Consider the following 26,484-nt stretch of genomic DNA (forward strand, 5'->3'; position numbering starts at 1 on the left):
CCCCGCGCTGGAGGTTGGAGGCACCAACCCCCCGCGCTGGTCGGGCGAAAGGATTCGGCCGTGGACCGTCCCTCCCAGGCTGCCGCCGTCGACGCCCTGATCATCGGCGCCGGTATGGCCGGATTGACGTGCGCCCAGGACCTGTCGCGCGCCGGCTGGTCGGTCCGGGTCGTCGAGGCCGGCGACCGGCCCGGCGGCCGGATGCGCACGGACACGCGCGACGGGTTCGTCCTCGACCGCGGGTTCCAGGTGTTCAACCCCGGCTACCCGCAGACGCGCCGCCGGATCCGCACCGCCTCGCTGGGGGTGCGGGAACTGAGTCCGGGGTTCGCTCTGAGCGGAGGCGGAGTGCGCCGCAGGTTCGCCCACCCCGCGCGCGACCGGCACGTCTGGCGCGAGCTGTCAGCGGGCGGGCTCGGCCGGGCCGGGGACCTGGCACGGTTCGGGCTCTACAGCGCGCGCGTGGGTTTCGGCGGCGTGCGCGGCATCAAGTCAGGACTCGACGTTCCGGCACGTCTCGCGCTCGGGCGCGGCGGTTGCTCCGCCGGGTTCATCGACGAGGTGCTGCGGCCCTTCTTCGCCGGGGTTTTCCTGGAGGACGACCTCGCCACGTCGAGCCGCGTCCTCGGCCTGGTCTGGCGCAGCATGCTGCGCGGTTCCGCGGTGCTCCCCGCGCAGGGTATCGGGGCGGTGGCACGGCAGATGGCCGAAGACCTCCCCGCGGGCACGATCGCGTACGAGTGCACTGTGCGGACCCTGACCGACGACGGTGCGGTGCTGGCGGACGGGACCGAGCTCGGGGCCCGCCGGGTGATCGTGGCCACCGATCCCTCGTCGGCCCGAGCGCTGCTGCCGAGTCTGCCGGAGGTTGAGGTCAACGCCGTCACGACGTACTACCACGTGGCACCGCGTGCGCCGATCGACGAGCCGCTCCTGGTGGTCGATGCCGATTCGATCGTCCTGAACAGCCTCGTCGTCTCGAACGTGCAGCCGAACTTCGCGCCGCGCGGCTATGCCTTGATCTCCACATCCGCGCTCGGCACGCGGCCGATCGACGAGTCCAAGGTCCGCGCGCGCCTCGCTGAGCTCTACGACACCGACACGGCATCGTGGGAGCTGCTCGCCGCCTACCCCGTCCCGCAGGCGCTGCCGAGGATGACGCCGCCGTGGCCCCTGTCGCGGGGGACCGTGGTCGGCCCGCGCCTCCAGCTCTGCGGCGACCATCGCGCCACGGGCTCGGTCCAAGGCGCCATGGCCTCCGGCGCCCGCGCGGCACGTGAGGCACTCGCCGATGAGATCTCGCACTGAGCAATCGACCTATCGCAACCGGAGGAAACCACGTGGTCGCCGTCAGCCGCACCATCACCGTGTCCGCGCCAATGGAGCGGGTGCGGGACTACCTGAAGGACTTTACGAACGCCGAGGAGTGGGACCCCGGTACGCACCAGTGCGTACGCTGCGACGACGGGCCGCTCCAGGTCGGCGCGGAGTGGATCAACACCTCGGAGTTCATGGGCCGGTCGGCCGTGCTGCGCTACCGGCTGGACGTCCTCGAGCCGGATCGGCTGGTGTTCCGCGGGACGAACGAGAATGCCGAAAGCGTGGACGACATGAGCTTCCAGCCGCTTCCCGCCGGCACCCGGATCACCTACAGCGCCCGCATCACCTTCGCCGGGTTGCTGCGCATGGTCTCCCCGCTCATGCGTCCGCCGTTCGAGCGACTGGCCGATCGGGTCGCCGAGCGCATGACCGAGGTGCTGAGCGAACTGTGACATGAATGCCAACGCGCCTCTCGACGAATGCCACATTCAGGGCGCAGGATGGGGCTCGGGGTTTTCGGGCGTAAGGAGGGCCGAGGGTGACGGCGACCGGGAAGCGACGCGAGGCTGCTTGGACGCGCATGAGGCGTGCGCGGTGGAGCAGGGCGCCCAAGATCGAAGCGCGCAGGATCGAGGTCTTCCGGCCCGGCCGGGTTCCTCCCGCCGCCCGGGTGCATCCGTTGCTCACGTTCTTCATCGCCGAGGATGAACGTTCCTGGGCCGGTGCGCCGCAGCTGCAGGCGCTGTTCGCGCTGCTCGACACGGTCGGTGCCGCCGAGGTGCACCACCGCACGACGGCGCGTACGTCGTGGCGCCTGCTGGATGCGGAGCAGCCGCGCGTCGCGCTGCGGCTGGAGATCACCCAGCCGACCGACGCGCGCGGCGTGATCGATCTGACGATGGACGCCGGGGTCTACGGAGAAGTCTGGAAGCAGATCCAGGGCGGCCAGTGGATCGGCATCACCACAGGTGACCGGCTGCGGCCGCACGCGGACGGGTCGGGAACGATACTCGACGAGGCGTTCGCGGCGTGCATCCCGCTCGCCAGCGCCCCGCCGCCGGCCCTCGACGAGATGGCCCACGCCTCGCGCTGAGAGGTCTCCGGGGGAGCCCGACCTCGCCGGCCGGGAGCGCGTGAACGAGCGCGTCCGCGACGGTCAGCCGACGCGCTCGTCGCGGAACGCCGCGGCCGCCTGCCGCTGCTCGTCGGTCAGTTCCTCGCCGCGGACCGGGGTCACCAGGCTCCAGTGCCCGGCCACCGGGCAGCGCTGCATCCGCATCGGGCCGTAGCGCCCGACCGTGTGGGCGCTCTGCTCTGTCCACATCGTGGTGAACACGTGGTGGGCGCAGCAGCGGACCACGGTCTGCTCGCCGGGTTCGGTGCCGGCGTCGGCGATCGTGCCGTTCTCGCGGCGGCGGCGCATGCCCGCCAGCGACCCGACGGCGATGATCGCGGCCAGCCCGGTTCCGCGTCGGACGAAGGTGTGAGCGGTCATGATCGGCCTTTCTGCTCTGCTGCTTCGGATTGCTGTGACTTCAGCGAAACATCGCCGTAGCGGCGCGGGCAGGGCCGAGAGTCCCGAGTTGGGCGGGCCCTCCGAGCGCCGTGAGCGATAGATTCTCGCCGTTTCTGTTTTTCCGTGGATCCGCGGCCGTCTCCTAGTCGTCCGAACGGAATCTGCCAGGGAGCGACGGTGTACGACAGGAGATCAGGCGGCGCGCCTGACGAGACGGCTCTGGTCACGGCGGCTCAGACCGGCGACCAGGCCGCGCTCGACGTGCTGGTGGACCGGTACCTTCCACTGCTCTACAACATCGTGGGCCGCGCCCTGGACGGCAGCCACGAGGTCGACGACGTGGTCCAGGAGACCTTGTTCCGCGTCGTGGACCGGCTGCGGGAACTGCGCGACCCGGCCGCGTTCCGTTCCTGGACGGTGGCGATCGCGATGCGGCTGGTGCGGGACCGCTGGCGGTCGCGGCAGACGGAGTCGGCCGGCTTCGGGCGCGATCCGGAAGCGCAGCTGGACGCGGCCGATCCCGGCGCCGACTTCGTGGACCTGACGATCCTGCGGCTCGAGCTGACCGACCAGCGCCGGGAGACCGCGCTGGCCACGCGCTGGCTCGACGAGGAGGATCGCGAACTGCTGGCGCTCTGGTGGCTTGAGGCCGCCGGCGAGCTGACACGCGCGGATCTCGTCGCGGCACTCGGGTTGAGCCCAGGCCACGCATCGGTGCGCATCCAGCGGATGAAGGCGCAGCTGGAGACGGCCCGGACCGTCGTGCGGGCGATTCAGGCGGTTCCGCGATGCCAGGAATTCGCCGCCCTGGCACGGCGCTGGGACGGACGGCCGGCCTCCGCGTGGCGCAAGCTGTTCGCACGCCACGTCCGCGACTGCGTGACGTGCGCCGTGCACCGCGAGGGCCTGGTGCCCGCGGAACGGCTACTGGTCGGTCTCGGCCTCGTGCCGGTTCCCGCTCTGCTCGCGACCCGCATCGCGGGTGCCGGGCACGTGTCCGCGGCGGCGTCGAAGGCAGCTACGACGGCGACTGCCTCCGGGCCCACTCGGGCCGCCTCGCACGGCCGACGGGCCGTCAAGCACGGCCGCACCGCGCGCCGCGTCGCGCTGCACGGCTCGGCGAAGGTGGTCGCCGCAGTCCTCGTAGTCGCCACTGTCGCGGTGGGTACGGTCTACGCGGCCACGCGCCCCGCCCCCACCAACACGTCGGCGACGATCACGGTGGCCACCAAGGCGCCCGCCACCACCGCCAGAGCCAAGCTCACGCCGTCCGCCACGCACAGCGTCTCACCGAGCCCGGCCAAGGCCTCTTCCGCCTCGCACTCGGCGTCACCGGTCGCGGCGGGCGGCTGTGACCGGACCGCCGGGTCGTCGCCGGTGGTGCGCACGACGACGGTCGACGTCGGAGTCTCGGTCACGGGCTACGGAAGCCAGGCCGACACCGATCCCCTGCCGATGGCGATCGCGGCGACTCCGTCGGGCACCTCGTGGCTGGCCTGGCTCGGCACGAACGGCAACGTGTACCTCGGCAAGCTGGACTGCGCCGACCATCTGGTCGGCACGCCCACGAGCTTCACGGGCATCGATCTGGAGGACGTCGCGGCCGACGCGAACGGCGGCGTGCTGCTGCTGACCCGCAAGGGCAACTGCCACGACGGCCCGCTGTGCGGCGGCACGTCCAGCCCGTGCAACACCATGTGGATGATCCGCTTCGACAACTCGGGCCGCGAGGTATGGGAGCAGCAGGTCACGAACCTGACCAGCAGCCGCGGCGGCTACGACGACGGCGCGAACTTCGTCTGGTGGTACCAGCATCACGGCCGGCTCGCGTACGACGGCACCGACTACGCGGCCTACTTCGCCGACGCCATCACCGTGCAGAACGGCAGCTGCGTGGACATCCACGAAGGCGACCGTATGCAGGTCGTCGGCCCGACCGGGAACCTGCTGTCAGGACACGGCAGTTTCGGCCTCGGATGCAGCCATAGCTGGGACACGCACATCGTCTGGGATCCACGTGCCGGTCGCTTCGTCATGGTCTGCGCCACTGACAACGGCTGCCGGATAGCCCAGCCGGCCACGTATCAGACTGTGGCGACAGGCACCTGCGACGGCACGTTGTTCGGCGGCGACATCGTCCTGTCCAGCAACGCGGGGTACTGGGTCGGCTGGAGCCAGGGCGGCCACGCCCGCCTGGACCATTTCAGCACCGGCTCCTCGGACAAGACCGTCGAGACCGCCGCCGACACCAGCCACCCGCACCTGGTCACCTACGGCGGCCGGATGCTGCTCGCCTGGGGCTCGGGCTCGGAAATCGCCGCGCAGGTCTACAACTCCGGAACCGGCGCCACCGTGGGCGGCCGGTTCACGATCGACGTCCCCGACAACGCATACATGTCCTTCAAGGCTTACCCGGACGGCAGCGCCGCCTACGCGGCCGCAGGCAGCACCAGCACCTCGATCGTCGTGGCCCGGGTCATGCCGATGAGCTGAGCGCGGCGCTCCCTTGGCGTTCTACGGCGTGAGGACGATGCGGCCGAAGACGGTGCCGTCGTCCATCTGGCGGTGCGCTTCGGCGGCATGATCGAGCGGCAGGACCTCGTGGACGACGGGGTGGAGGCGGCCGGTCGCGGCGGCGTCGAGGAGTTCCGCGCGGACGGCGTTGCGCTCGGGGACCGGGACGGTGTTGAGGCTGAAGGTCGCGAACGAGCGGGATCGCTGGAAGGAGTGCATCAGGCGCATTCCGAAGTCCGCCGGGGGCAGGCCCGCGACGATGCCGACGACGATCATGCGGCCGTTGGGCTTGAGGCGGTCGATGAACTCGCCGACGGCCGGTCCCCCGACGATGTCGATGACGACGTCGAACATGGCCGGCTCGGCGCGGTCGGCGTGCTCGTCATCGTCGCCGTGCCCTGCTCTGTCGAGGACGAGCGTCGCGCCGAGTTCTCTGAGGCGGCGGCCACGCTCGGCGGACGAGGTGGTGACCGCGATGAGGCCCGCACCGCCGCGGGCGGCCAACTCCACTGCGGCGATGCCGATGCTGCCTGCCGCGCCGCGTACGAGTACTGACTCGCCGGGGGCGGAATGGGCGTGGGCCAGGGCGAAGTGCGCGACGGTGGCTGCGCTGCCGAGGGTCACGGCATCGACCGCGGTGAGACCGTCCGGCAGCGGGGTGATGTCGTCGATGCGGGCGGTCGCCTGCTCGGCGTAGCCTCCGCCCGTTCCGGTGAAAGCCCAGACGCGTCGGCCGAGCCAGTACGGGTCGACGTCGCGGCCTACGGCGGTGACGGTGCCGGCGACCTCGCTGCCGGGGATCAACCCCTCGGCGAATCCGTAGCCGCCGAGGGTTCCGCGGCGGATCACGGCGTCGACGCCGCCGACTCCGATCGCCTCGGTGCCGATCACGACCTGGCCCGCCACCGGCGGCGGCGGATCCGCGACCTCGCGTACCGCCATCCCGGACGGGTCGCCGAACTTCTCGATAACCACCGCGCGCATGGGAAGCCTCTCCTGATCCATCTGGCCTGTTCAGGTACCATGCGAACGGTACTGGACGGGTGCGTCCACTTAGCGGAAGTGAGATCGATGACCGGAGAAGTGACTCACAACCTGCGCGCGGACGCTCGGGAGAATCGCGACAAGATCCTGGAGGCGGCACGTGCGTTGTTCTCCGAACGCGGCCTTGACGCCTCGATGCGCGATGTGGCGCGCGACGCCGGCGTGGGTCCGGCGACGCTCTACCGGAGGTTCCCGACGAAGCAGGTGCTCATCGACGACGTGTTCGCGGACGAACTGCGGGCGTGCCGCGGGATCGTCGCGGACGGATGCGCCGATCCGGACGCCTGGCGCGGCTTCTCGTCCGTCATCGAGGAGTTGTGCGTGCTCAACGTCGAGAACACCGGGTTCGTCGACGCGTTCATGTCGGCCAACCCGCGGGCGCCCGTGTTCGCGCACCATCGGGCCGCCGTGCTGCGCCAACTCGAAGAACTCGCCGCCCGGGCGCAGCGCGCCGGCCGGCTGCGACGCGACTTCGCCATCGACGACCTCGTACTCGTCCTGCTGTCCTGCCGCGGACTGTCGTCGATCCGCCCCTCGATCCGGGCCGCGGCGGCCCGCCGATTCGCCGCGCTCGCGCTGGACGGCCTGCGCGAGAACGCGACGAACGCCGCCTTGCCCCGCAAGCCGGATCTCGTCGACGAGGTGCTCCGTACCCCTTAGCCGATCCGGTCCGCATCCGCCTCCGGCGAGCACCGGCTTCCTGTTCTGCTTCAGCCCTGGACGCGGCAGGGTCCGGCACTGGCAAGGGTGCCGGACCCGGCCGCGCCGCGGTTGGGCGACGACCTGCTACCTGCTACCCGCCACCGCTACGGCGCCCAGGCCGGTTGCGGGAGCCAGCTGACGTCGTCGGTCCAGGACGTCGAGCTGTCCCAGGCGGCGCTGCCTCCGTCGCTGGCGACGTAGACGTCGCCGTTGTAGTGGCGGAGGTAGTCGGCCGGGGTGGCGTTCCAGGAGAGGGACTCGCCTTGGCCGTTCTTGCCCGGGGTGGGGCAGAAGGTCGCGTCCGAGGCGAACTGGCCGGTGCCGTCGTTCTGCTGCTGGTAGACGGCGCCGCCGGTCTGCCTGAGGTAGCCGTTCGGGTAGTTCTTCGACTCGAACGAGACGCACGAGCTGTTCGCCAGGCCGGGCTCGACGATCCACGTCGCGTCCTGCTTGTCGGTCGTGGAGCTGGCGACCGTGATGGGGGAGATCACCGCGACGCCGTTCTGGTGGCGGATGAAGTCTCCCGTGCAGCAGGACGTGGTGGCCCGGAAGGAGACCTCCGTACCGGGTGCCAGCGCGACCGCGCCCAGGTAGCCGAACTGCTGCGAGGCGCCGCCGGTGCACGCCTCGATGTCGAGCTGCGTGCCGTTGGCCGTGTTGTCGGCCGGGTCGGTGAGGCAGAGGCCCGACTGCGGGTTGATCAGCGTGCCGTCCGGCTGCTGGACCCACTTCTGGCCGCCGATCCCGTTGCAGGCCCACAGTTCCACGTGCGCGCCCGAGGCGGTGCTGTCGCCGTCGATGTCGAGGCACTTGCCGAGGTCCTGGAGCGACTCGCTGGCCGAGTCGTAAGTCCAGTGCTGGTCCACGGCGTTCGGCTGGCAGTCCCAGATCTGCAGCTGGGGGCCGATGGCGCCGTACAGGTCGTTGCCGGGCACGTCGACGCACTTGCCGCCCGGCGCGCTGATCGGGTGGCCGCTGTTGACGGAGAACAGCTGGTCGGCGGCGCCCGTACACGCCTCGATGTCGAGGACGGTGCCCGCGCTCGTACTGCCGCCGGGGTCGGTGAGGCAGAGGCCTGACTGCGGGTTGAGCAGCGTGCCGTTGGTCTGCTGTACCCACTTCTGGCCGCCGACGCCGTTGCACGTCCAGAGTTCGACCTTCGTACCGGACGCGGTGACGTTGCCGTCGATGTCGAGGCACATGTTCAGCGCCGTGATCGATTCGTCGCCGTTCTGCCACCAGTACTGGTCGGCGTCCTCGCGGGCGCAGGAGGCGAGATCGACGGCCGTGCCGGCCACGGCTGCCGCCCCCGCAGTGCTCCCGACGCAGTCGCCCGCGGGCGCGGAGATCGTCTGCCCCTGGATCAGCCAGCCCGGGGAGATGAGGAACTGCTGGTCAGCGGCTGCCGTGCAGGCTTCGATATCAAGCACCGTGCCGTTGGCGGTGCTGCCGTTCGGACTGGTCAGGCAGAGGCCTGATTGCGGATTGAGCAGGGTGCCGTTCGACTGCGGCACCCATTGCTGGCCGCCGACGCCGTTGCAGTCCCAGAGCTCTACCTTGGTGCCGGACGCGGTGCCGTCGCCGTCGATGTCCAGACAGCGTCCCATGGTGACGAGTTCCTCGGGATACTGCCACGAGGGCGCCGCCGTGTTGGACGGCAGTCCCTGGTCGGGGACGGTCCGCAGGTATTGCCAGTCCTGGTCGACGGCGTCGTGCTGGCAGCTCCAGATGTCGACGGCGGTGCCGTCGCCGCCGTTGTCGTTCCCGCTCACGTCCAGGCACGATCCGCCCGGACCGGTCACCGGCACGCCGGGGCCGCCGCCGCTGGTGCCCGCATAGGAGGCGGCGGCGATGTTCGACTGGACGGAGGCGATCGTGCTGTCCGAGGCGTAGCCGGAGACGATGGCGCCCTCGAAGAACGCGCCGGGGGCCATGTCGCTCTGGTCGCCGCCCACGCCGAGCCCGATGCCGCCCTCCTGGTGCATCGGCGAGTAGCCGCTCGGAAGGGCGCCGGAATAGAGCGATGTCAGCGATGGCCCGGTGGCATCACCGCCATCCAAGGCGAATCGGCTTTGGCCGTCGTTGCGCAGCACGGCCGTGATGAACTTCGAGTTCTCGCTGACGTTGGACGGGTTGGCGCTCGACCCGTTGCCCATGTAGACGCCGTTCTCCATGTCCGCCTGGACCCACGGGCCCTTCCCGGTGCACGGCGAGACGCCGCACCACGTGGAGATGATCAGCGCGTCCATGTGCCCGGCGCCGGTGTCGGTCGCGCTGGTCTCCATGTTGCCGAAGTCGAAGCAGCAGTGGTCGGTGGCGTCGGTGCCGCTCGCGACCTCGTACATCGACTCGGGCTGGCCGTTGACCGCCATCCCGGGCGCCGGCGAGTTCGCCGTGGACGGGATGTAGCGGTAGCCGACCTTCGCGGTGATCCGCACGCCGTACGCCTTGTGCCCGTTCACGGTCACCGGCAGGGCGTCCGCGCGGGCCGGGATGTTGGCGGAGCCCGAACTACCGGCCGGGCCCAGACCCAGATCGCTGTGACGGCCCGACTGGTCGTAGATCTTGGTGATCGTGCAGACCGTGTTCGCGCAGAACGAGTCCTGGGCGGCCGCGTCGGCGTAGCCGCCGGTGCCGAGCAGCCCGATGTCGGTGGTGGTCCCGTCGGACTGCCGGGTGACCTGGTAGAGCGGCCCGCTGTAGCCGCTGGAGAGCGCGCGGACCGTGCTGTAGGCGGCCACGCAGTTCTGACCGCCGGAGGCGAACACGTCGCACGGCAGCGTCGAGGTGCTCGCGCGCGCGGGCGGCGCGGCGGCTTGGGTGAGCATCGTGACCGCGAGGAGGACGACGCACACCAAGGACCACGTCTTCGTGGCGGCGGTGCGCAGCTTCATGGATCTCTCCGATCGTGAGAGCTGTACGTCGATGGGCGGGTATGTCCACCGAACCTGCTGAATCGATTGAGCAGACCTGTTCAGCGGGGCTGAGCTGCGGAGCGGGGAGTAGGGGTGGATCCGGCTGCTCCGGCCGCGCGCTGTGCGGCGGCGGAATCGATGCGGGCCGGTGGCGATGCAGACCATAGGCTCGCTCCAGGGCCCGGTCAAGGGAACCGGGGCGATTCGGTCCCGCGCGCGGCAGGAGAAGCCGGGGTCTTGACATCCACCGGCGAGAGCCCCTAGCTTCCGTGCTGAAGCGTTAGAGCAGCCGAATCCCCCCGATCGATTTTCGCTGCGAACGGCTTTGCCAGAGTGCTCAAACGATTGAGCAACCGAGATCGACGGCCACCGAAGGAAGCGCCGATGTCTGAGTCCGAGAACGCGACGGCCCCGAGCCCGAAGCCGCAGTCGGCCCGCGGCCGCGGTCCCGCGACGCTGCGCAGCATCGCCTCGGTGGTCGGCGTCTCGCCGAGCGCGGTGTCGATGGCCCTCGCGGACCACCCGCGGATCGGCCGGGAGACGAAGGAGGCGGTGCGCGCGGCGGCCCGCGACCTGGGGTACGTCGCGAACTCGGCCGGCCGGGCGCTGCGCGCCGGGCGCTCGACCTCGATCGCGGTCGTGGTCCCGAACACCGCGCAGCACGTGTTCGGCCACCCCTACTTCATGCACCTGCTGGTCGGGGTGAACGAGGCGGCCAACGCGCAGGACACCGCGGTGCTGATCTCCACCAACCCCGCCACCGACCACGATCCGGCGGCCTACGACCGGATCCTGCGCTCGCAGGCGGCGGCCGGGGCGATCATCGCGTCGGCCGCGATCAACGATCCGAACGTCAGCCGCATGGTCGACGGCGGGCTGCCGGTGGTGCTGATCGGCCGCTACCCGCACCTGCCGCACGCGGTGTCGGTCGGCATGGACGACGTCGCCGGCGCGGCCGCGGCCACCCGGCATCTGATCGCCGAGCACGGGCTGCGCCGGATCGGGCACATCAGCGGCCCGCTCGAGCACCAGACCGCGCTGGATCGCTACCAGGGCTTCCGCGATGCCATCGCCGAGAGCCCCGAACCGTGCGTGCAGAGCCTCGCGGTCGGCGACTTCAGCGAGGAGGCCGGGCGCGCCTGCGCCGCGCAGCTGCTCGACGGCATGCCCGGACTCCAGGCGATCTTCGCCGCGAACGACGAGATGGCCTACGGCGCGCTGCTGGAACTGCGCTCGCGCGGGCTGCGCGTCCCGCAGGACGTCGCCCTGGTCGGCTATGACGACTTCGGCGTCTCCCGGCTGACCACCCCGGCGATCACCACGGTCCGGGTGCCCGCCGAGGAGCTCGGCCGCCGCGCGGCGCGGCGGCTGTTCGACCTGATCGACGGCGCCGCCGAGCCGGTCACGCACGAGAACGTGCCGATCGAGCTCGTCGCCCGCGAATCCTGCGGCTGCCCGCCCGACTGAGCCCGGGCACGAGCCCGGCCGTCTGAGCCCGGGCACGAGCCCGGGCTCCCTGGACCGGACCTTTCGAACCCGGTGCCGCGCACAGCCGCGCGGTGCCCGTATCCCGCAATGCGCACCATCAACCGATAATGAGGAGCCTGATAACGATGTCAGCTTTCGGTCGACGCGGAAGAGCGACCTGTCTGGCGGCCGCGGTCGCGGCCGTGACCCTGGTGGCCGGATGCGGGAACAACGGAGTGAGCACCGGCTCCTCCGGCGGCGTGGTGCAGCTGAGCATGCTCACCGGGTTCACCGGACCCGACGAGGCCTCCTACCAGGCGCTCGTCACCGAGTTCAACACGTCGCACCCGGACATCCACGTCACCATGACCGCGGAGCCGTGGGCGACGGTGGCGCAGAAGCTGCCGGCCGCCTGGGCCACCGGCGGCGGCCCCGACCTGGCCACGCCGAGCTCGGACCCGGGCTCGATCTTCAACTACATCAAGACGAACTCGGTGCTGCCGCTCGACAGCGCCGTCGGCACCGGCTCCGGGCAGATCGACTCCTCGGCCTTCCCGAGCGTCGTGCGCAACGCCTTCACCGTCGACGGCAAGCTCTACGCGGTGCCCGCGAACATGGCCACGCTCGTCCTGTACTACAACAAGGACATGTTCGCCGCGGCGGGCATCAAGGCGGCGCCGACGACCGAGGCCGACTTCATCGCCGACGCCAAGAAGCTCACCGTCTCCTCCGGCGGCAAGGTCTCGCAGTACGGGCTCTCCCTCGCGGACAACAACACCATCCAGATGTGGCCGATCCTGCAGTGGATGAGCGGCGGCGACATCGTCGACTCCAAGGGCTGCGCCACCGTGAACAGCGCGGCCAGCGTCAGCGCGCTGACCCAGTGGAGCCAGCTCGTCATCCAGGACCACATCAGCCCGGTCGGCCAGGCCGGCGCCGACGCGGACACGCTGTTCTCCTCGAAGAAGGCCGCGATGGAGATCAACGGGCCGTGGGCGGCCTCCGGCTACACCTCCGCCGGCATCAACCTCGGCATGGTGAAGGTGCCCGTCGGCTCCGCCGGACCGGTCACCCTCGCCTCGACGGTGCCGCTGATGATCGAGCGCAACGGCCCGCACACCGCCCAGGCCGAGCAGTTCCTCGCCTGGTACACCGGCAAGGCGGCGCAGCTGAAGTTCTCCCAGATCTCCGGCTTCCCGCCGGCCCGCACCGACCTCGGCAGCGCGCTGTCCGGGAACGCGACGGTCTCGCTGTTCGCCTCGGCGCTGCCCGACGCGAAGCTCTACCTCGCCGGCCTTCCCGAGGCCACCTCGATCGACTCGGACGTCTACGTCCCGATGATCCAGCGGATCGAGCGCGGCGCGAACGTCGCCTCGGCCACCGCCGCCGCGGCCACCCAGATCAACAAGCTCACCGGCTGCGCCTCCTGAGCTCGGAGAGACCATGACCAGCCTCAGCCCTTCGTCGGGCGCGCCGCGTCGGCGCTCCCGGCGGAGGTTCAACTCGGCCTACCTGTTCGTCGCCCCGAGCGTCGTGCTCATCGCCGTCTTCATCGCCGAGCCGATCCTGCAGTCCGCGTGGATGAGCCTGCACGACTGGACGATCGGCTCCGCCGACAACCCGTTCACCGGCCTGGCGAACTACCGCTCGCTGTGGCAGGACTCGCGGTTCTGGAACGCCCTGCGGGTCACCGCGATCTACACCGCCGCGGTGACCGTCGGGCAGGTCGTGCTCGGACTCGCGATCGCATCCCGGCTACGCCGCACCACGTGGTACTCCTCGCTGCTGCGCACGGCCTACTTCTTCCCGTTCGTCGCCTCGCTCGTGGTCGTCGGCATCGTGTGGAAGTTCCTGCTCGACCCGCAGGTCGGGCTGATCGACGCCTGGCTCGGCGACCTCGGGGTCTCCAACCCGCCGCAGTGGCTGCAGTCCACCTCGCTCGCGCTGCCGACGGTGATCGCCGTCGGCATCTGGAAGAACGTCGGCTTCACGATGATCGTGCTGCTCGCCGGGATGCAGCAGGTGCCGGCGGACCTGTACGAGGCGGCGATGCTCGACGGCGCGGGACCCTGGCGGCGCTTCACCGCCGTGACCCTGCCGGCGCTGCGGCCCGCGCTGCTGTTCACCACGCTGATCGCCACCATCACCGGGCTCCAGCTGTTCGACCTCGTCTTCGCGATGACCGGAGGCGGGCCGGTGTTCAGCACCGAATCGGTGGTCATGTACCTGTACGAGAAGGGCTTCGTGGAGTTCCAGATGGGATACGCCAGCGCGATCGCGTGGGTCCTGTTCATCATCATCCTGGCGGTCTCGGCCGTCCAGCTGAGGGTCGCGAGGAACCGCGATGGCGACTAGCGAACTGACCTCCCCGCGCGCCGCGGCCGGCCGCAGGAACGGCCGTCCCCCCGCACTGCGCTCCGGCGGACCGCGCCGCCTCGCCCGGATCGCCGGGCGCCTCGGGGCCGGGGTGTCCTGGCTGGTGGTCGTCGTGGGCGCGGCCGCGATCGTGCTGCCGTTCCTGTGGATGCTCGGCGTCGGCTTCCGCACCAGCGGAGACCTCTACGCCGACCCGGCGCGGCTGTGGCCGGACCAGTGGACCCTGCACGGCGTGCGCGCGGTGCTCGACCAGCTGCCGTTCACCCGCCTGATCGTCAACACCTTCGTCTTCGCGGGCGGCACGACCGTCCTGCTGCTGCTGTTCGACTCGATGACCGCGTTCGCGCTGGCCCGGCTGCGCTTCCGCGGCCGGAACGCGCTGTTCGTGCTGATCCTCGCGACGCTGATGGTGCCGTTCCAGGTCACCCTGGTGCCGGTGTTCCTGACGATCTACCACTTCGGCTGGCTCAACAGCTACCAGGGCCTGATCATCCCGCGGGCCACCAGCGCGCTCGGCATCTTCCTGCTGCGCCAGTTCTTCCAGCAGCTGCCGCGCGAGCTCGACGAGGCGGCGCGCATCGACGGGGCCAACGACTTCACCGTCTACTGGCGGATCATCCTGCCCAACGCCAAGCCGATCCTGGCGACGCTGTTCATCATCCAGTTCGCGGCGCTCTGGAACGACTTCCTGTGGCCGCTGGTCATCAGCAGCCAGACCCGGATGCAGACCCTGCCCGCCGCGCTGACCCTGTTCTCCAGCCAGTCCGGCGTGGACCACTCCGCGCTGATGGCGGGTGCCGCGATCTCGCTGACCCCGCTGGCCATCGCCTTCCTGCTGCTGCAGCGCTACTTCGTGCAGGGCGTGGCCACCACCGGCATCAAGTAAGACCTCGAACATCTTCAAGCAAGACTCGGAAACGGAGCCCGCGTGTTCACCACCACCGCCACGATCGATCCCGACTTCACCGTCGCGACGGTCCCACCGCGTCTGTTCGGCTCCTTCGTCGAGCACATGGGACGCTGCGTCTACGGCGGCGTCTACGACCCGGACCACCCGTCCGCCGACGCCGACGGGCTGCGCTCCGACGTGCTCGACCTGGTCCGCGAGCTCGGGGTGAGCGTGGTGCGCTACCCCGGCGGGAACTTCGTGTCCGGCTACCGCTGGGAGGACGGCGTCGGCCCCCGGGAGGGCCGGCCGGTGACCCTGGACACCGCGTGGAGCTCCATCGAGCGCAACACCTTCGGGCTCAACGAGTTCATGACCTGGGCCAAGCGCGCCCGGGTGGAGCCGATGATGGCGGTCAACCTCGGCACCCGGGGCGTCGAGGACGCCTGCAACCTGCTCGAGTACGCGAACTTCGGCAAGGGCACGCGGTACTCCGACCTGCGCATCTCCCACGGCGTGCGCGAACCGCACGGCATCCGGCTGTGGTGCCTGGGCAACGAGATGGACGGGCCCTGGCAGATCGGCCAGAAGACCGCGACCCAGTACGGCCAGCTCGCCGCGGAGACCGCCAAGGCGATGCGCCGGATCGACCCGGAGCTCGAACTCGTCGCCTGCGGCAGCTCGAACGAGCGCATGCCCACCTTCGGCAGCTGGGAGGCGGAGGTGCTCGACCACGCCTACGAGTACGTCGACTACATCTCGCTGCACGCCTACTTCGAGCAGACCCCGACCAACCGCGCGCAGTTCCTCGCCTCCGCGCACACCATGGACACCTTCATCGAGGGCGTCGTCGCCACCTGCGACCACATCGGCGCGAAGAAGCGCTCGCGCCGCAAGCTCAAGCTCTCCTTCGACGAGTGGAACCTCTGGTACGAGAGCCGCTTCGCCGGCCAGGACAACCTCGACTGGGCCGAGGCGCCGCGGCTGATCGAGGACGAGTACACCACCGAGGACGCGGTCGTCGTCGGCAGCCTGCTGATGAGCCTGCTGCGGCACGCGGACCGGATCGGCGTGGCCTGCCTGGCCCAGCTGGTGAACGTCATCGCCCCGATCCGCACCGAGCCCGACGCCGACGCCTGGCGTCAGACGATCTTCCACCCCTTCGCCCTGACTGCGCGGCACGCCCGCGGCGAGGTCCTGCGCGTGGAGCCGGCCGGCCCGGCGGCCGAGGGCGCCGAAGACCTCGGCGCGCCCGCCGTCGACGTGACCGCGACCCGCGACCCGGAGACCGGCGAGATCGCGGTCTTCGCCGTCAACCGCGACGAGGCCCGGTCCGGCAAGCTCGAACTGAAGGTGCGTTCCACGGCGCCGCTGCGCGTCGTCGAGCACGTGCTGATGGGCGGCGCCGACCTGCTGGAGACCAACTCCCGGCAGAAGCCGGACCGCGTCACCCCGCGCCCGAGCACCCGCCACGAGCTCGTCGGCGAGCGGCTCACTGCCGAGCTGCCCCCGGTGTCCTGGAGCATGATCCGGCTGGCTCCGGCCGAAGGCGCGTGACGGCAGCGGCACGATGCGCCGCCGGTCGCCGTTCGGCCGCCGCCGGTCGCCGCCTCAGGCTCAGGCCACGGCGTCGTACTTGTAGATCCAGCTGCTCGCCGCCAGCGGACCGGCGGCGGCGAGCGCCCTGTCCCGCGCGCGCTGCTCGGAGCCGTCCGGCAGATGGTTGATACGGCTCAGGTCGCGTCCGGCGCGCTGCAGCTTCGCGATGCGCGGGATGCGGGAGCCCTGATAGAGCTGGAGGGCGGTGGCCGGCTGGTCGATGTGCTCGGCGAGGCAGGCCGCGAGGACGGCCGCGTCCTCGATGGCCTGGGCGGCGCTCTGAGCGAAGTCGGGTGCCAGCGGGTGCGCCGCGTCGCCGAGGAGCGTGATGCGGGAGGTGCTCCAGCGGGGGAGGGGCTTGTGATGCAGCACCGACCAGCGGCCCGGCCGTCCGCCGGCGCGGATCAGCTCGGCGACGCGCGGATCCCAGCCTTCGAACTCGGCCAGGAACTCCTTCCTGGCCGCGGTCGCGCTCCAGGACTCCTTCGCCCCGGGCGCGGCCGGGGCGAAGCCGAGCAGGTTGACCGAGCGTCCGCCGTCGACGGGGTAGTGCACGAGATGCCGTCCTGGGCCGACCCAGAGAGTCTGGGCGCGGCGCAGCGCGAAGGTCGGCGCCAGCTCCGCCGGGACGATCGAGCGGAAGGCACACATGCCTGACTCGGCCGGCGTCGTCGTCTCCGCGACCGCGTCGCGTACGACCGAGTGCACGCCGTCCGCGCCGATCACGATGTCCGCCTTGGTAGAACTGCCGTCCGCGAACTTCAGCCGTATCTCGCCCGGACGCTCCTCGATCGCCGCGCAACGCGCTCCGAGGTCGATCGCGTCCTCGGGCACGGCCGAGCGGATCGCGTCGAGCAGGGCCGCACGGCCGGCCACGTAGGTGCGCTCGCCGTAGAGCCGTTCGCAGACGCCCGCGAGCTGCTCCCGGGCAAGCACCGTGCCGTCCTGCCAGCGCCGGAACTCCCAGCCCCAGTCCAGCGGCGCGGCGTCCCGGCGCAGCCGGTCGAGGACGCCGAGCCGCCGCAGCAGCCGCGCGGCGTTCGGTGTGATCACCAGTCCGCCGCCGACCCCGCCGAATTCCCGCGCCTGCTCGAAGACCTTGGCGCTCAGCCCGGCCTGCCGCAGGAACGCGGCCACGGCCAGGCCGCCGACGCCGCCGCCGACGACGGCTATGCGCGGGCCGTCTCCGGCGGATGGGCGCCGCAACCGGATCAGCCCTTGCGCCTGGCGACTTCGGCGGTGAGCGCCGGAAGGACGGTGTCGAGGTCGCCGACGACGCCGAAATCGGCGATGGCGAAGATCGGGGCCTCGGCGTCCTTGTTGACCGCGACGATGGTCTTCGAGGTCTGCATTCCGGCGCGGTGCTGAATGGCCCCGGAGATGCCGTTGGCGACGTAGAGCCGCGGCGAGACGGTCTTGCCGGTCTGGCCGACCTGGAAGGCGTAGGGGATCCAGCCGGAGTCGACGGCGGCGCGGGAGGCGCCGACGGCCGCGCCGAGGGCGTCGGCGAGCCGTTCGACTTCGGCGAAGTCGCCGTTGGTGCCGCGTCCGCCGGAGACGACGATCGCGGCCTCGGTCAGCTCGGGGCGGCCGGTGGATTGACGCGGCTCGCGCTTCTCGACGACGGCGGTCTTCGCGCCCTCCGAGATCGTCACGTCGACGTGCTCGATGATGCCGGACCCGGGGGAAGCCTCGGGCGCGGCGGAGTTCGGCTTCACCGTGATGATCGGCGTGCCCTTGGTGACCCGCGCGGTGACGGAGTATCCGCCCGCGAAGACGGACTGCGTCGTCGTGCCGTCGGCGGCGACGTCGACGGCGTCCGTGATCAGGCCGGACTGCAGCTTGACGGCGAGTCGGCCGGCGATCTCCTTGTTCTCCGCCGACGACGGCAGCAGGATCGCGGCCACGTCCCTGCCGGCGGCGAGCTGTTGCAGCGCCTCGGCCTTCGGCGCGACGAGATAGTCCCGCAGACCGGCGTCGTCGATCGGGTAGAGCTTGTCCGCGCCGTACTCGCGCACCTGCTCGACCACGCCCTCGACGTGCTCAGGTGAGCCGATGAAGACGGCCGACGGGGAGCCGAGCCGCTTGGCGATGGTCAGCAGTTCGAAGGTGGGCTTGCGCACCGAGCCCGCCACGTGGTCGATCAGGACCAGGACCTCAGACATTGACGCAGCCTCCTTAGATGAACTTCTCGGCGGTCAGGAACTCGGCCAGCGCCGCGGCGCCTGAACCGTCCTCGTCGGTCACGATCTCGCCCGCGGTGCGCGGCGGCCGCGCGACGGTCTCGGTGACGGTGCTCCACGCGGCGCTCAAGCCCACCTGATCGGCTTCGACGCCGATGTCCGCGAGACTCCACGTATCAAGGGGCTTTTTCTTCGCCGCCATGATGCCCTTGAACGAGGGGTAGCGTGCCTCGCCGGATCGGTCGGTGACCGACAGGACCAGCGGCAGTGTCGCGCTGACGACCTCGGTCGCGGTGTCGGTGTCGCGCTCGATCCGCAGTGCCCCGCCGCTCGCCTCCACGGACGACGCGCCGGTCAGCTGCGGCAGCCCGAGGCGCTCGGCGAGCATCGACGGCAGCACGGACATGCCCGCGTCGGTCGAGGCCAGGCCGCCGACGACGAGGTCGACCGGCCCCAGCTTCTCGACGGCCTTGGCCAGGACGAGCGACGTCGCGATCGCGTCGGAGCCGGCGACGGCGTCGTCGAGCACGTGCACGGCCTTGTCCGCGCCCATCTGCAGCGCCTTGCGCACCGCGTCCACGGCCTGCTCGGGCCCGACGGTCAGCGCGATGACCACGGCGTCGTCCCCGTCCCGCGACTCCTTGATGCGCAGCGCCTGCTCGACGGCGTACTCGTCGAGCTCGGAGAGCAGGCCGTCGACGTCCACGCGGTCCACGGTGTGGTCCGCCTCGAACCGGCGGTCGGCGCCGGCGTCCGGCACGTGCTTCACACAAACGACGATGTTCATGGGAGAGTTCGAATTTCCTTCCGGCGGTTCAGTAGGTTTCCGCGAGCCGGGTGACCTCGCGGCGGAACTGGACATCGTCGTTGGGGGCGAGTTCGGTGTCGAATTCCTCGGCGTAGCGGCGGCCGGACCAGACGGCGGCGGCGATGGTGCTCGGCGCGTAGGCGTCGCCGATGGCTCGCAGGGTCTTGATCTGCCCGAGTTCGAGCGCGCCGGTCAGGTCTTGGAACAGGGACTCCTCGGGCAGCCGTGCTGTCACCAGGACCACGCTGTCCGCCGCGAGCGAGTCCGCTGCTCCGTTGTATGCGTTGGCGGTCTCCACACTGTCCGCGCGGACCGCGTTCACCGTCGTGTTCAGGTGCAGGTGGACGCCGTTGTTCAGCAGCCGCCTGGCGATCTTGGCGACCTCCATCGTGTTGTACGTCCACGCCGAGGCGCGCGCTTCCGGGGTGACGAGGTGGACCTCGTGGCCCTCCTTCGCGAGCAGTTCGGCCAGCACGCCGCCCATGTAGTAGTGGTCGTCGTCGAACAGCACGACGCGGTTGCCGCGCGGCCTGCGGCCGGCGATCAGGTCGTCCGGCGTGAGGACGTCGGCGGCCGGGTCGACCGGGATCGGGTGGGTGTGCCAGCGGGCCACGCCATCGCGCCGCCAGGTCGCCCCCGTGGCCACGGCCACGTGCTCGAAGCCGAACTCGAGGATGTCCTCGCGGTTCATCGGGCTCTCCCGGTAGACCTCGACGTTCTTCATGTCGCCGATGGCCTGCGCGCGGTAGTCCAGCACGCGAATCCACGCCGAGAGCCCCGGCAGGCGCGCCTCCTTCGCGACGCGTCCGCCGAGCTCGCGGCCCGCCTCGGCCAGCACGACGTCGTACCCGCGCACACCCAGCGCCCGCGCCGCCTCCAGTCCGGCCGGTCCCGAGCCGACGACCAGGATGCGGGAGTCGGAGCCGCGGACCTTGATGCGCTCGGGGTGCCAGCCGCGGCGGAACTCCTCGCCCATGCTCGGGTTCTGGGTGCAGCGGATCGGCGACATGGTGAAGTCGCCGGACACGCAGATGTTGCAGCCGATGCACTCGCGGATCGTCTCGAGGCGCCCCTCGCGGATCTTGTTCGGCAGGAACGGGTCGGCGATCGAGGGGCGGGCCGCTCCGATGAAGTCCAGGATCCCGGCCTTGACCTGGTGCACCATGAAGTCGGGCGAGGTGAACCGGCCGACGCCCACGACCGGCTTGCTGGTCAGGGCCTTGAGGCCGGCGACGTACTGCTCGGACTCGCCCTCCGGTCCGAAGCGGGAGGTGTTCGAGTCGTCCTCCCAGCTGCCGACGACCAGGTCCCACAGGTCGGGGATCTCGCCGAGCTCGCCGATGACCTCCTCGATGTCCGCACGTGTGATCCCGGCGTCGCCGATCATCTCGTCGACGGTGATCCGGCAGGCTACGCCGGCGCGTCCGTCGACCTCTTCCATGGTCTCCTCGAGGACTTCGCGCAGCAGCCGCATGCGGTTGCGGATCGAGCCGCCGTACTCGTCGGTGCGCAGGTTGTACCGCGGGGAGAGGAAGTGGTGGAAGCCGCCGAACGCGTGGCCGGAGTAGATGTCGATGACGTCGTATCCGGCCTGCAGCGACCGGCGTACGGCGTTGCGGTGCCAGCGGCGCAGGTCGGCGATGTCGGCCTTCGTCATCGCGCGGGCCTGCACCGGGTCGGCGGTGTACGTCGCCACCGGAAGCGGGCTCGGCGAGAGCGGGGTCTCCCGGCTGTAGAGGTTAGGCGCGTTCAGGCCGCTGTGCACGAGCTCGATGCCGGCCAGCGCGCCGCCCTCGTGGATGGCGTCGGCGATCCGGGCCAGCGCGGGCACATCCTGGTCCTCCCAGATGCGGCCCTCGATGAACGGCGCGATGTCGGAGGTCGCGTGGATCTCGACCTGCTCGGTGAACACGACCGCCCAGCCGCCCTCGGCCTTCACCCGCCGCATGGCCGCCTGCGCGCTCGGGTCGCGGTAGCCCATGCCGTTGCAGTGCGGAACCTGGATGAACCGGTTCTTCGCCGTGACCGGGCCGATCCGGACCGGTTCGAACAGGATGTCGTAAGGCGACGGCTGCGTGCTCACCAGGCACCTCCCATGAATGGTTCTTCGGCTGCGCGACTGTTGACGGCGCGCCGTTCACCTAGCATCACCATGGCTTCGGCCTCGTGTCCAAGTCATGTATCCGGGCGATCGCATCGACTAAACCGATCCAAGGGTCTGCATCGATTGAATCGATGCTTGAGGCCAGAATCATCGGCTCGACAGTCCTCAGCCGCATATTTACGCTTTCTGGACATGACTGAATCTCTCGTACAGGGCGGTGTGCTGTGACGTTCTCCGTCTTGGCCACCGACGGGCAGGCGGTAGGCATGGCCGTCACCTCGTCCAGCCCGGCGGTTGCCGCGCGCTGCATCCATCTTCGATCCGGAGTGGGCGGGGCGGCCTCCCAGAACGTCACCGATCCGCGTCTCGGCACGAAGCTGCTGGACGCGATGGAATACGGCATGGGTGCGCGCGGCGCGCTGGCGAACGTCGTCCGCGATCGCGAGCTAATCGAGTACCGGCAGCTCACCGTGCTGGAGCTGGGCGGCGAGGCGGCGGCGTATTCGGGCGCCGAGACGCTGGGCGTGCACCATGACCGCGTCGGCGCGGGTGTCGTCGCCGCCGGCAACATGCTCGCCGGGACCGAGGTGATCGACGCGGTCATCGAGGGCTTCGAGGCATCCTCCGGTGAGCTGGAGTCACGCCTGCTCGCCGCACTGGAGGCAGGTCTGGCGGCGGGCGGTGAGGCCGGACCGGTGCACTCGGCGGGCCTCGCGGTCGTCCGCGTAGTGCCGTGGCGCGAGACCGACCTGCGGGTGGACTGGAGCGAGACGCCCGTCGAGGACCTTCGTCGCCTTCTCGACCTCTGGCTTCCGCAACGCGACGATTACGTCACGCGCGGCCTCGACCCGCGCAGCGCTCCGTCGTACGGCGTTCCCGGAGATGAGTGACGACATGCGCGACAAGCAGAACGCGCAGCGCACGGTCACGGCGGATGCCGAGCGACTGATCCAGCTCTCCGAACAGCTTCACGCGCATCCGGAAACGGCGTGGGAGGAGCACAAGTCCTCGCGCTGGGTCGCCGAAGCCCTGGACGAGGCCGGGTTCACGGTCACGCCCGCGTATCTCGGCCTGGAGACCGCGTTCCACGCCAGCTACGGCAGCGGCCCGTTCCGGCTCGGGCTCTGCGCCGAGTACGACGCGCTGCCCGGCCTCGGACACGCCTGCGGGCACAACCTGATCTCGGCGATCACCGTGGGCGCCGCCCGCGCGCTCGCGCCCCTCGCGGACGCGGCGGGCCTGACGATCGAGGTCTACGGCACGCCGGCCGAGGAGGGCGGCGGCGGCAAGATAGAGCTGCTGGAGCGCGGAGCGTTCGCAGGCCTCGACCTCGCGATGATGGCGCATCCGGCTCCGGTGGACGTCGCAGAGGCCGAGCCGTTCGCCGTCTCGCACTCGCACGTCTCCTACCAGGGCAAGGCCGCGCACGCCGCCGCGTACCCCGAGCAGGGTGTGAACGCGTCCGACGCGTTCACGATCGCGCAGGTCGCCGTCGGGCTGCTGCGCCAGCAACTGCCGTCGTCGGTCCGCGTGCACGGTGTGATGACCAACGGTGGAGAGGCTCCGAACGCGATCCCGGCGCGGACCGAGGGCCGCTGGTACGTGCGCGCCGGCTCGCTCGCGCAGCTCGCCGAGACCGAGGAGAAGGTCTGGCGCTGCTTCGAGGCCGGCGCACTGGCCACCGGCTGCCAGCTGGAGATCGTGCCGGAGTCCAAACCGTACGCCGAATTCCGCACCGACCAGGCCGCGCTGCGCGCCTACATCGGCAACGCATCGCGGCTCGGCCGGCTCTTCGACACCGGGTCTCCGGCGCGCCGGATGAACCGCGCGTCGACCGACATGGGCAACGTCTCCCAGGTCGTCCCCGCCATCCACCCCTACATCGGCATCGGCTCGCTGCCCGCCCTCAATCACCAGCCCGAGTTCGCAGCGCACTGCGTCGGCGGCGACGCGGAGAAGGCTCTGCTCGACGCTGCCGTGGCTCTCGCGTGGACCGCACTCGACGTCGCCGAGGAGAGTGGTGCGCGATGAACGTCGCCGCAGTCCGGATCGAGCGCGATTCCCTGGGCCCGCACGAGGTCCCCGAGTCGGCGTACTGGGGCGTGCACACCGCCCGCGCGCTGACGAACTTCCCGATCAGCGGCACGACGGTCGGCAGCCACCGCGAGCTCGTCGCCGCGCTCGGCGCGGTCAAGCTCGCGGCCGCGCGCGCCAACCACGACCTCGGGCTGCTCGACGATCGTCAGTACGCTGCCATCAGGCAGGCCGCGGACGAGGTGCGTGCGGGCAAGCTGGACGCGCAGTTCGTCGTCGACGTCATCCAGGGTGGCGCCGGCACCTCCACGAACATGAACGCCAACGAGGTCATCGCCAACCGCGCACTGGAGATCCTCGGCCTGCCGCGCGGCGCGTACGACGTCATCGACCCGCTCGACCACGTCAACCGCTGCCAGTCGACCAACGACGTCTACCCGACCGCCGTCCGTCTCGCGCTGCTCACCGCGATCGACCGCCTGGCCCGCTCGACGGCCGCGCTCGCCGACGCGTTCGCCGCGAAGGCCGCGGAGTTCCGCACCGTCCCCAAGATCGGGCGGACGCAGCTGCAGGACGCCGTGCCGATGACGGTCGGCCAGGAGCTCGGCGCGTTCGCCGTGACCCTGCGCGAGGAACTCGCCCGGCTGGCCGACTCCGGCTCGCTGCTGCGCGAGGTCAACCTCGGCGCCACCGCGATCGGCACCGGCATCACCGCCCACCCCGACTACCGGCAGCGGGCCCTGGCATACCTCGCCGAGATCACCGGCCGGCCCGTCGTCGGCGCGGGCGACCTCGTCGAGGCGACGATGGACACCGGCGCGTTCGTCCAGGTGTCGAGCGTGCTCAAGCGAGTCGTCGTCAAGGCCTCGAAGGTGTGCAACGACCTGCGCCTGCTCGGCTCGGGCCCGCAGGCAGGCCTCGCCGAGCTGCTGCTCCCGGCGCGCCAGGCCGGATCGAGCATCATGCCCGGCAAGGTCAACCCCGTGATCCCCGAGATGGTCAACCAGGTCGCCTTCTGGGTCATCGGCACCGACCTGACGGTCACCATGGCCGCCGAGGGCGGACAGCTCCAGCTCAACGCATTCGAGCCGGTCATCTGCCACGGCCTGCTTCAGGGCTTCAACTGGACCGCCGCCGCCTTCGACTCGCTGCGCGAGCTGTGCGTCGACGGCATCCGCGTCGACGAGCCGAGGCTCACCGCGGCAGCGGCCCGCAACGTCGGCCTCGTCACCGCGCTGACTCCGCAGCTCGGCTACGCCCGCGCCGCCGAGATCGCCAAGGCCGTCCTCAGCGGCGCCGGCGACGTCCGCGCCCTGGCCCTGGCCACCGGAACCCTCGACGCCGAAGCCCTCGACGCGCTGCTGCGTCCGGAGACGCTCGCCAACCTCGCGCCGCTTCAGGTACCCGTTCCGGTCCCGCTTCCGGTTCCGGTCGGGAGCGAAGAGAGCATCGACGGCGCGTGAGGCCGGCCGGCGTCAGCCGCGAAGTCTGCGGGTTCTGACACCGACTACGGCCAGCAGGACCACGACGGTGCCGAGGGTGAACGTCTCGAAAGTGCCCTGCGACAGGCCCCAGGAGTCGGTGAAGCTGTAGGACTGGCCGAGCAGGCTGTTGAGCGTGCCGGGGAACAGGGCGACCCAGGAACCGACCACGATCCACGCGTAGACGACGCACATGCAGACCCGGAAGCCGATGCTGCCCCCCGGGACGCGGTAGGGGCGCACGATCTCGGGCTGCTTCTTGCGGAGCGTGCCGAGCGCCGGGACGATCACCAGGTAGGACAGCAGCAGTGTGGTCACGGCGACGGTCAGCACGACGGTGAAGTCGGCCGCCGCGCTGCCGTTCACGAACACCGTGGCCGCGACGGTGAAGACGGTCGCGGTGATGCCGGAGACCATGTTCATCCGCACCGGCGTGCCGAGCTTGGGATGGAAGGCGCCGAGGGAGCGGCCGAAGAAGCCGCCGTCGGCCGCGGCCATCGCCTGCATCCGGTCGCTGACGATCATCCACGCGCTGCCCTGAGTCAGCAGCACGAAGCAGAACATCACCGCGGTCGCGGTCAGCAGCGGGCCGCCCCAGGAGCCGAACGCGCCGAACACGAGGCCGGCGGTGTCCATGAACCCGGCCACGCCGGTGACCTTGTCCGCCGGGACGACGGCCAGGATGGCGACCACTGGCAGCAGGTAGCAGCACGCCGCGACGCCCGCGGAGATCCCGATCGAGACCGGTACGTCCTTCTTCGGGTTGTTCATCTCGTCGCCGGCCGCGTTGGGCGCCTCGAAACCGGACAGGGCGAACAGCAGAACCGGCGCGAGCGCCAGGAATCCGGCGACGGTCGGCCGGTAGCCGGTGCTGTGCAGGCCGTCGAAGCCGTGCTGGAAGCCGTACACCAGCGCGGTGACGGTCACCGCGAGTACGACGAAGACCTTGGCGATAGCGCCGATGATGGTGATCCACTTGCCGCGGCTGAGCGAGATGATCGCGGTCAGGATCGAGAGCCAGATGAACACGAGCTTGAACGCGTAGTCGCCGAACGTCCCGCTGCCCAGGTGGAACACGTGCGAGTTCCAGGCGGCAGTGGCTCCGAACACCAGCGAGCCGCCGAGCCAGACGGGGTTGGTGACCCAGTAGAACATCGTCGTCATCGCGGCGACCGTGCGGCCGTAGGCGAGCTTGACCCACACGTACGGGCCGCCCTCCTGCGGGAACGCCGCCCCGGTCTCGGCGAAGATCAGCGCGTAGGGCACCAGGAAGAGCAGGGCCAGCACCACGGTCCACGTGATGGCCTCGCCGCCGCCGGTCGCGATCTGCCCGATCGTGTCGACGCCGATGACCGCGGCGACGCCGAGGGCCACGATGTCGAAGCGGCGCAGATTCCGGTGCAGATGGGCGATTTCGACGACCGGTGAATCGGTTCGGTCCGGTATGTCACTCGATTGCGTGGCGCTCTGCGTCATCGACGAGTCCTTGTCGTGTAGTCGGCCTCCGGTGGCTTCCACTATGGACAGCGGATTAC

The 26,484-nt window shown here is 70.6% G+C and carries 21 protein-coding genes; 13 read left to right on the forward strand and 8 right to left on the reverse strand.

Annotated elements, in window-relative coordinates; genetic code table 11:
• Nucleotides 1-60 precede the first annotated feature (60 nt).
• The 3 genes from KDK95_RS11690 to KDK95_RS11700 all read left to right on the forward strand — a co-directional run bounded on the left by KDK95_RS11690 (nt 61) and on the right by KDK95_RS11700 (nt 2,413).
• Nucleotides 61-1,308: an NAD(P)/FAD-dependent oxidoreductase gene (locus KDK95_RS11690; RefSeq protein ID WP_307844317.1), complete on the forward strand. Its 1,248-nt coding sequence runs from the start codon at nt 61-63 to the stop codon at nt 1,306-1,308.
• A 32-nt stretch (nt 1,309-1,340) separates the two neighbouring features.
• Entirely contained in the window at nt 1,341-1,772 is a 432-nt protein-coding gene (locus KDK95_RS11695; RefSeq protein ID WP_307844318.1) for an SRPBCC family protein, read from the forward strand.
• 128 nt (nt 1,773-1,900) lie between these two features.
• Nucleotides 1,901-2,413: a hypothetical protein gene (locus tag KDK95_RS11700; RefSeq protein ID WP_212518118.1), complete on the forward strand. Its 513-nt coding sequence runs from the start codon at nt 1,901-1,903 to the stop codon at nt 2,411-2,413.
• Between the two features lie 63 nt (nt 2,414-2,476).
• On the opposite strand, the gene KDK95_RS11705 is transcribed toward KDK95_RS11700, so the two are convergent.
• On the reverse strand, nt 2,477-2,815 hold the full coding sequence (locus KDK95_RS11705; protein ID WP_212518119.1) for a hypothetical protein: 339 nt from the start codon (nt 2,813-2,815) through the stop codon (nt 2,477-2,479).
• Nucleotides 2,816-3,013: 198 nt separating this feature from the next.
• On the opposite strand from KDK95_RS11705, the gene KDK95_RS11710 reads away from it, so the two are divergent.
• Nucleotides 3,014-5,329, forward strand: coding sequence for an RNA polymerase sigma factor (locus KDK95_RS11710; RefSeq protein ID WP_212518120.1), 2,316 nt, complete (start codon nt 3,014-3,016; stop codon nt 5,327-5,329).
• Nucleotides 5,330-5,350: 21 nt separating this feature from the next.
• On the opposite strand, the gene KDK95_RS11715 is transcribed toward KDK95_RS11710, so the two are convergent.
• Nucleotides 5,351-6,334 carry a zinc-dependent alcohol dehydrogenase family protein gene (locus tag KDK95_RS11715; protein ID WP_212518121.1) on the reverse strand — a complete coding sequence of 328 codons (984 nt, stop codon included), beginning with the start codon at nt 6,332-6,334 and terminating at the stop codon, nt 5,351-5,353.
• Between the two features lie 87 nt (nt 6,335-6,421).
• On the opposite strand from KDK95_RS11715, the gene KDK95_RS11720 reads away from it, so the two are divergent.
• Complete coding sequence (locus KDK95_RS11720) at nt 6,422-7,054, forward strand: TetR/AcrR family transcriptional regulator (RefSeq protein ID WP_212518122.1); 633 nt, start codon at nt 6,422-6,424, stop codon at nt 7,052-7,054.
• Between the two features lie 146 nt (nt 7,055-7,200).
• Here KDK95_RS11720 and KDK95_RS11725 read toward each other — a convergent pair whose 3' ends face one another.
• Nucleotides 7,201-9,990 carry an arabinofuranosidase catalytic domain-containing protein gene (locus KDK95_RS11725; protein WP_212518123.1) on the reverse strand — a complete coding sequence of 930 codons (2,790 nt, stop codon included), beginning with the start codon at nt 9,988-9,990 and terminating at the stop codon, nt 7,201-7,203.
• 405 nt (nt 9,991-10,395) lie between these two features.
• Between KDK95_RS11725 and KDK95_RS11730 the strand changes: the two genes are divergently transcribed.
• The 5 genes from KDK95_RS11730 (at nt 10,396) to arfA (ending at nt 16,297) form a co-directional block, all read left to right on the forward strand.
• Nucleotides 10,396-11,478, forward strand: coding sequence for a LacI family DNA-binding transcriptional regulator (locus KDK95_RS11730; RefSeq protein ID WP_212518124.1), 1,083 nt, complete (start codon nt 10,396-10,398; stop codon nt 11,476-11,478).
• Nucleotides 11,479-11,624: 146 nt separating this feature from the next.
• Nucleotides 11,625-12,908, forward strand: coding sequence for an extracellular solute-binding protein (locus tag KDK95_RS11735; protein WP_212518125.1), 1,284 nt, complete (start codon nt 11,625-11,627; stop codon nt 12,906-12,908).
• A 13-nt stretch (nt 12,909-12,921) separates the two neighbouring features.
• A complete protein-coding gene (locus tag KDK95_RS11740; RefSeq protein WP_212518126.1) occupies nt 12,922-13,833 on the forward strand; it encodes a carbohydrate ABC transporter permease in 912 nt (303 codons plus the stop codon).
• Nucleotides 13,823-14,740 (forward strand): carbohydrate ABC transporter permease, encoded by a 918-nt coding sequence (locus tag KDK95_RS11745; protein WP_212518127.1) that lies wholly within the window; start codon nt 13,823-13,825, stop codon nt 14,738-14,740. The genes KDK95_RS11740 and KDK95_RS11745 overlap by 11 nt, the downstream gene beginning before the upstream one ends.
• Before the next feature lie 42 nt (nt 14,741-14,782).
• Nucleotides 14,783-16,297 (forward strand): arabinosylfuranosidase ArfA, encoded by a 1,515-nt coding sequence (gene arfA, locus KDK95_RS11750; protein WP_307844319.1) that lies wholly within the window; start codon nt 14,783-14,785, stop codon nt 16,295-16,297.
• A gap of 60 nt (nt 16,298-16,357) precedes the next feature.
• On the opposite strand, the gene KDK95_RS11755 is transcribed toward arfA, so the two are convergent.
• The 4 genes from KDK95_RS11755 to KDK95_RS11770 are packed head-to-tail and all read right to left on the reverse strand — an operon-like array spanning nt 16,358 to nt 21,413.
• Nucleotides 16,358-17,545 carry an FAD-dependent monooxygenase gene (locus tag KDK95_RS11755; RefSeq protein ID WP_212518128.1) on the reverse strand — a complete coding sequence of 396 codons (1,188 nt, stop codon included), beginning with the start codon at nt 17,543-17,545 and terminating at the stop codon, nt 16,358-16,360.
• A 5-nt stretch (nt 17,546-17,550) separates the two neighbouring features.
• Nucleotides 17,551-18,504: an electron transfer flavoprotein subunit alpha/FixB family protein gene (locus tag KDK95_RS11760; RefSeq protein ID WP_212518129.1), complete on the reverse strand. Its 954-nt coding sequence runs from the start codon at nt 18,502-18,504 to the stop codon at nt 17,551-17,553.
• Nucleotides 18,505-18,517: 13 nt separating this feature from the next.
• Entirely contained in the window at nt 18,518-19,309 is a 792-nt protein-coding gene (locus tag KDK95_RS11765; protein ID WP_212518130.1) for an electron transfer flavoprotein subunit beta/FixA family protein, read from the reverse strand.
• A 28-nt stretch (nt 19,310-19,337) separates the two neighbouring features.
• The gene (locus tag KDK95_RS11770; RefSeq protein WP_212518131.1) at nt 19,338-21,413 is read right to left on the reverse strand and encodes an oxidoreductase; all 2,076 of its coding nucleotides are present in this window, start codon (nt 21,411-21,413) and stop codon (nt 19,338-19,340) included.
• Nucleotides 21,414-21,658: 245 nt separating this feature from the next.
• Between KDK95_RS11770 and KDK95_RS11775 the strand changes: the two genes are divergently transcribed.
• Genes KDK95_RS11775 through KDK95_RS11785 form a run of 3 tightly spaced genes read left to right on the forward strand, consistent with a single transcriptional unit; the run spans nt 21,659 to nt 24,931 of the window.
• Nucleotides 21,659-22,324 carry a DUF1028 domain-containing protein gene (locus tag KDK95_RS11775; RefSeq protein WP_212518132.1) on the forward strand — a complete coding sequence of 222 codons (666 nt, stop codon included), beginning with the start codon at nt 21,659-21,661 and terminating at the stop codon, nt 22,322-22,324.
• A gap of 4 nt (nt 22,325-22,328) precedes the next feature.
• A complete protein-coding gene (locus KDK95_RS11780; RefSeq protein WP_212518133.1) occupies nt 22,329-23,465 on the forward strand; it encodes a M20 family metallopeptidase in 1,137 nt (378 codons plus the stop codon).
• On the forward strand, nt 23,462-24,931 hold the full coding sequence (locus KDK95_RS11785; RefSeq protein WP_212518134.1) for an aspartate ammonia-lyase: 1,470 nt from the start codon (nt 23,462-23,464) through the stop codon (nt 24,929-24,931). The genes KDK95_RS11780 and KDK95_RS11785 overlap by 4 nt, the downstream gene beginning before the upstream one ends.
• Before the next feature lie 12 nt (nt 24,932-24,943).
• Here the strand turns inward: KDK95_RS11785 and KDK95_RS11790 are convergent, their stop codons facing one another.
• Nucleotides 24,944-26,425 (reverse strand): APC family permease, encoded by a 1,482-nt coding sequence (locus tag KDK95_RS11790; protein WP_212518135.1) that lies wholly within the window; start codon nt 26,423-26,425, stop codon nt 24,944-24,946.
• Between the last annotated feature and the right edge of the window lie 59 nt (nt 26,426-26,484).

This window comes from Actinospica acidithermotolerans (genome assembly GCF_018139625.1).
In the GTDB taxonomy this organism is placed as follows: domain Bacteria; phylum Actinomycetota; class Actinomycetes; order Streptomycetales; family Catenulisporaceae; genus Actinospica; species Actinospica acidithermotolerans.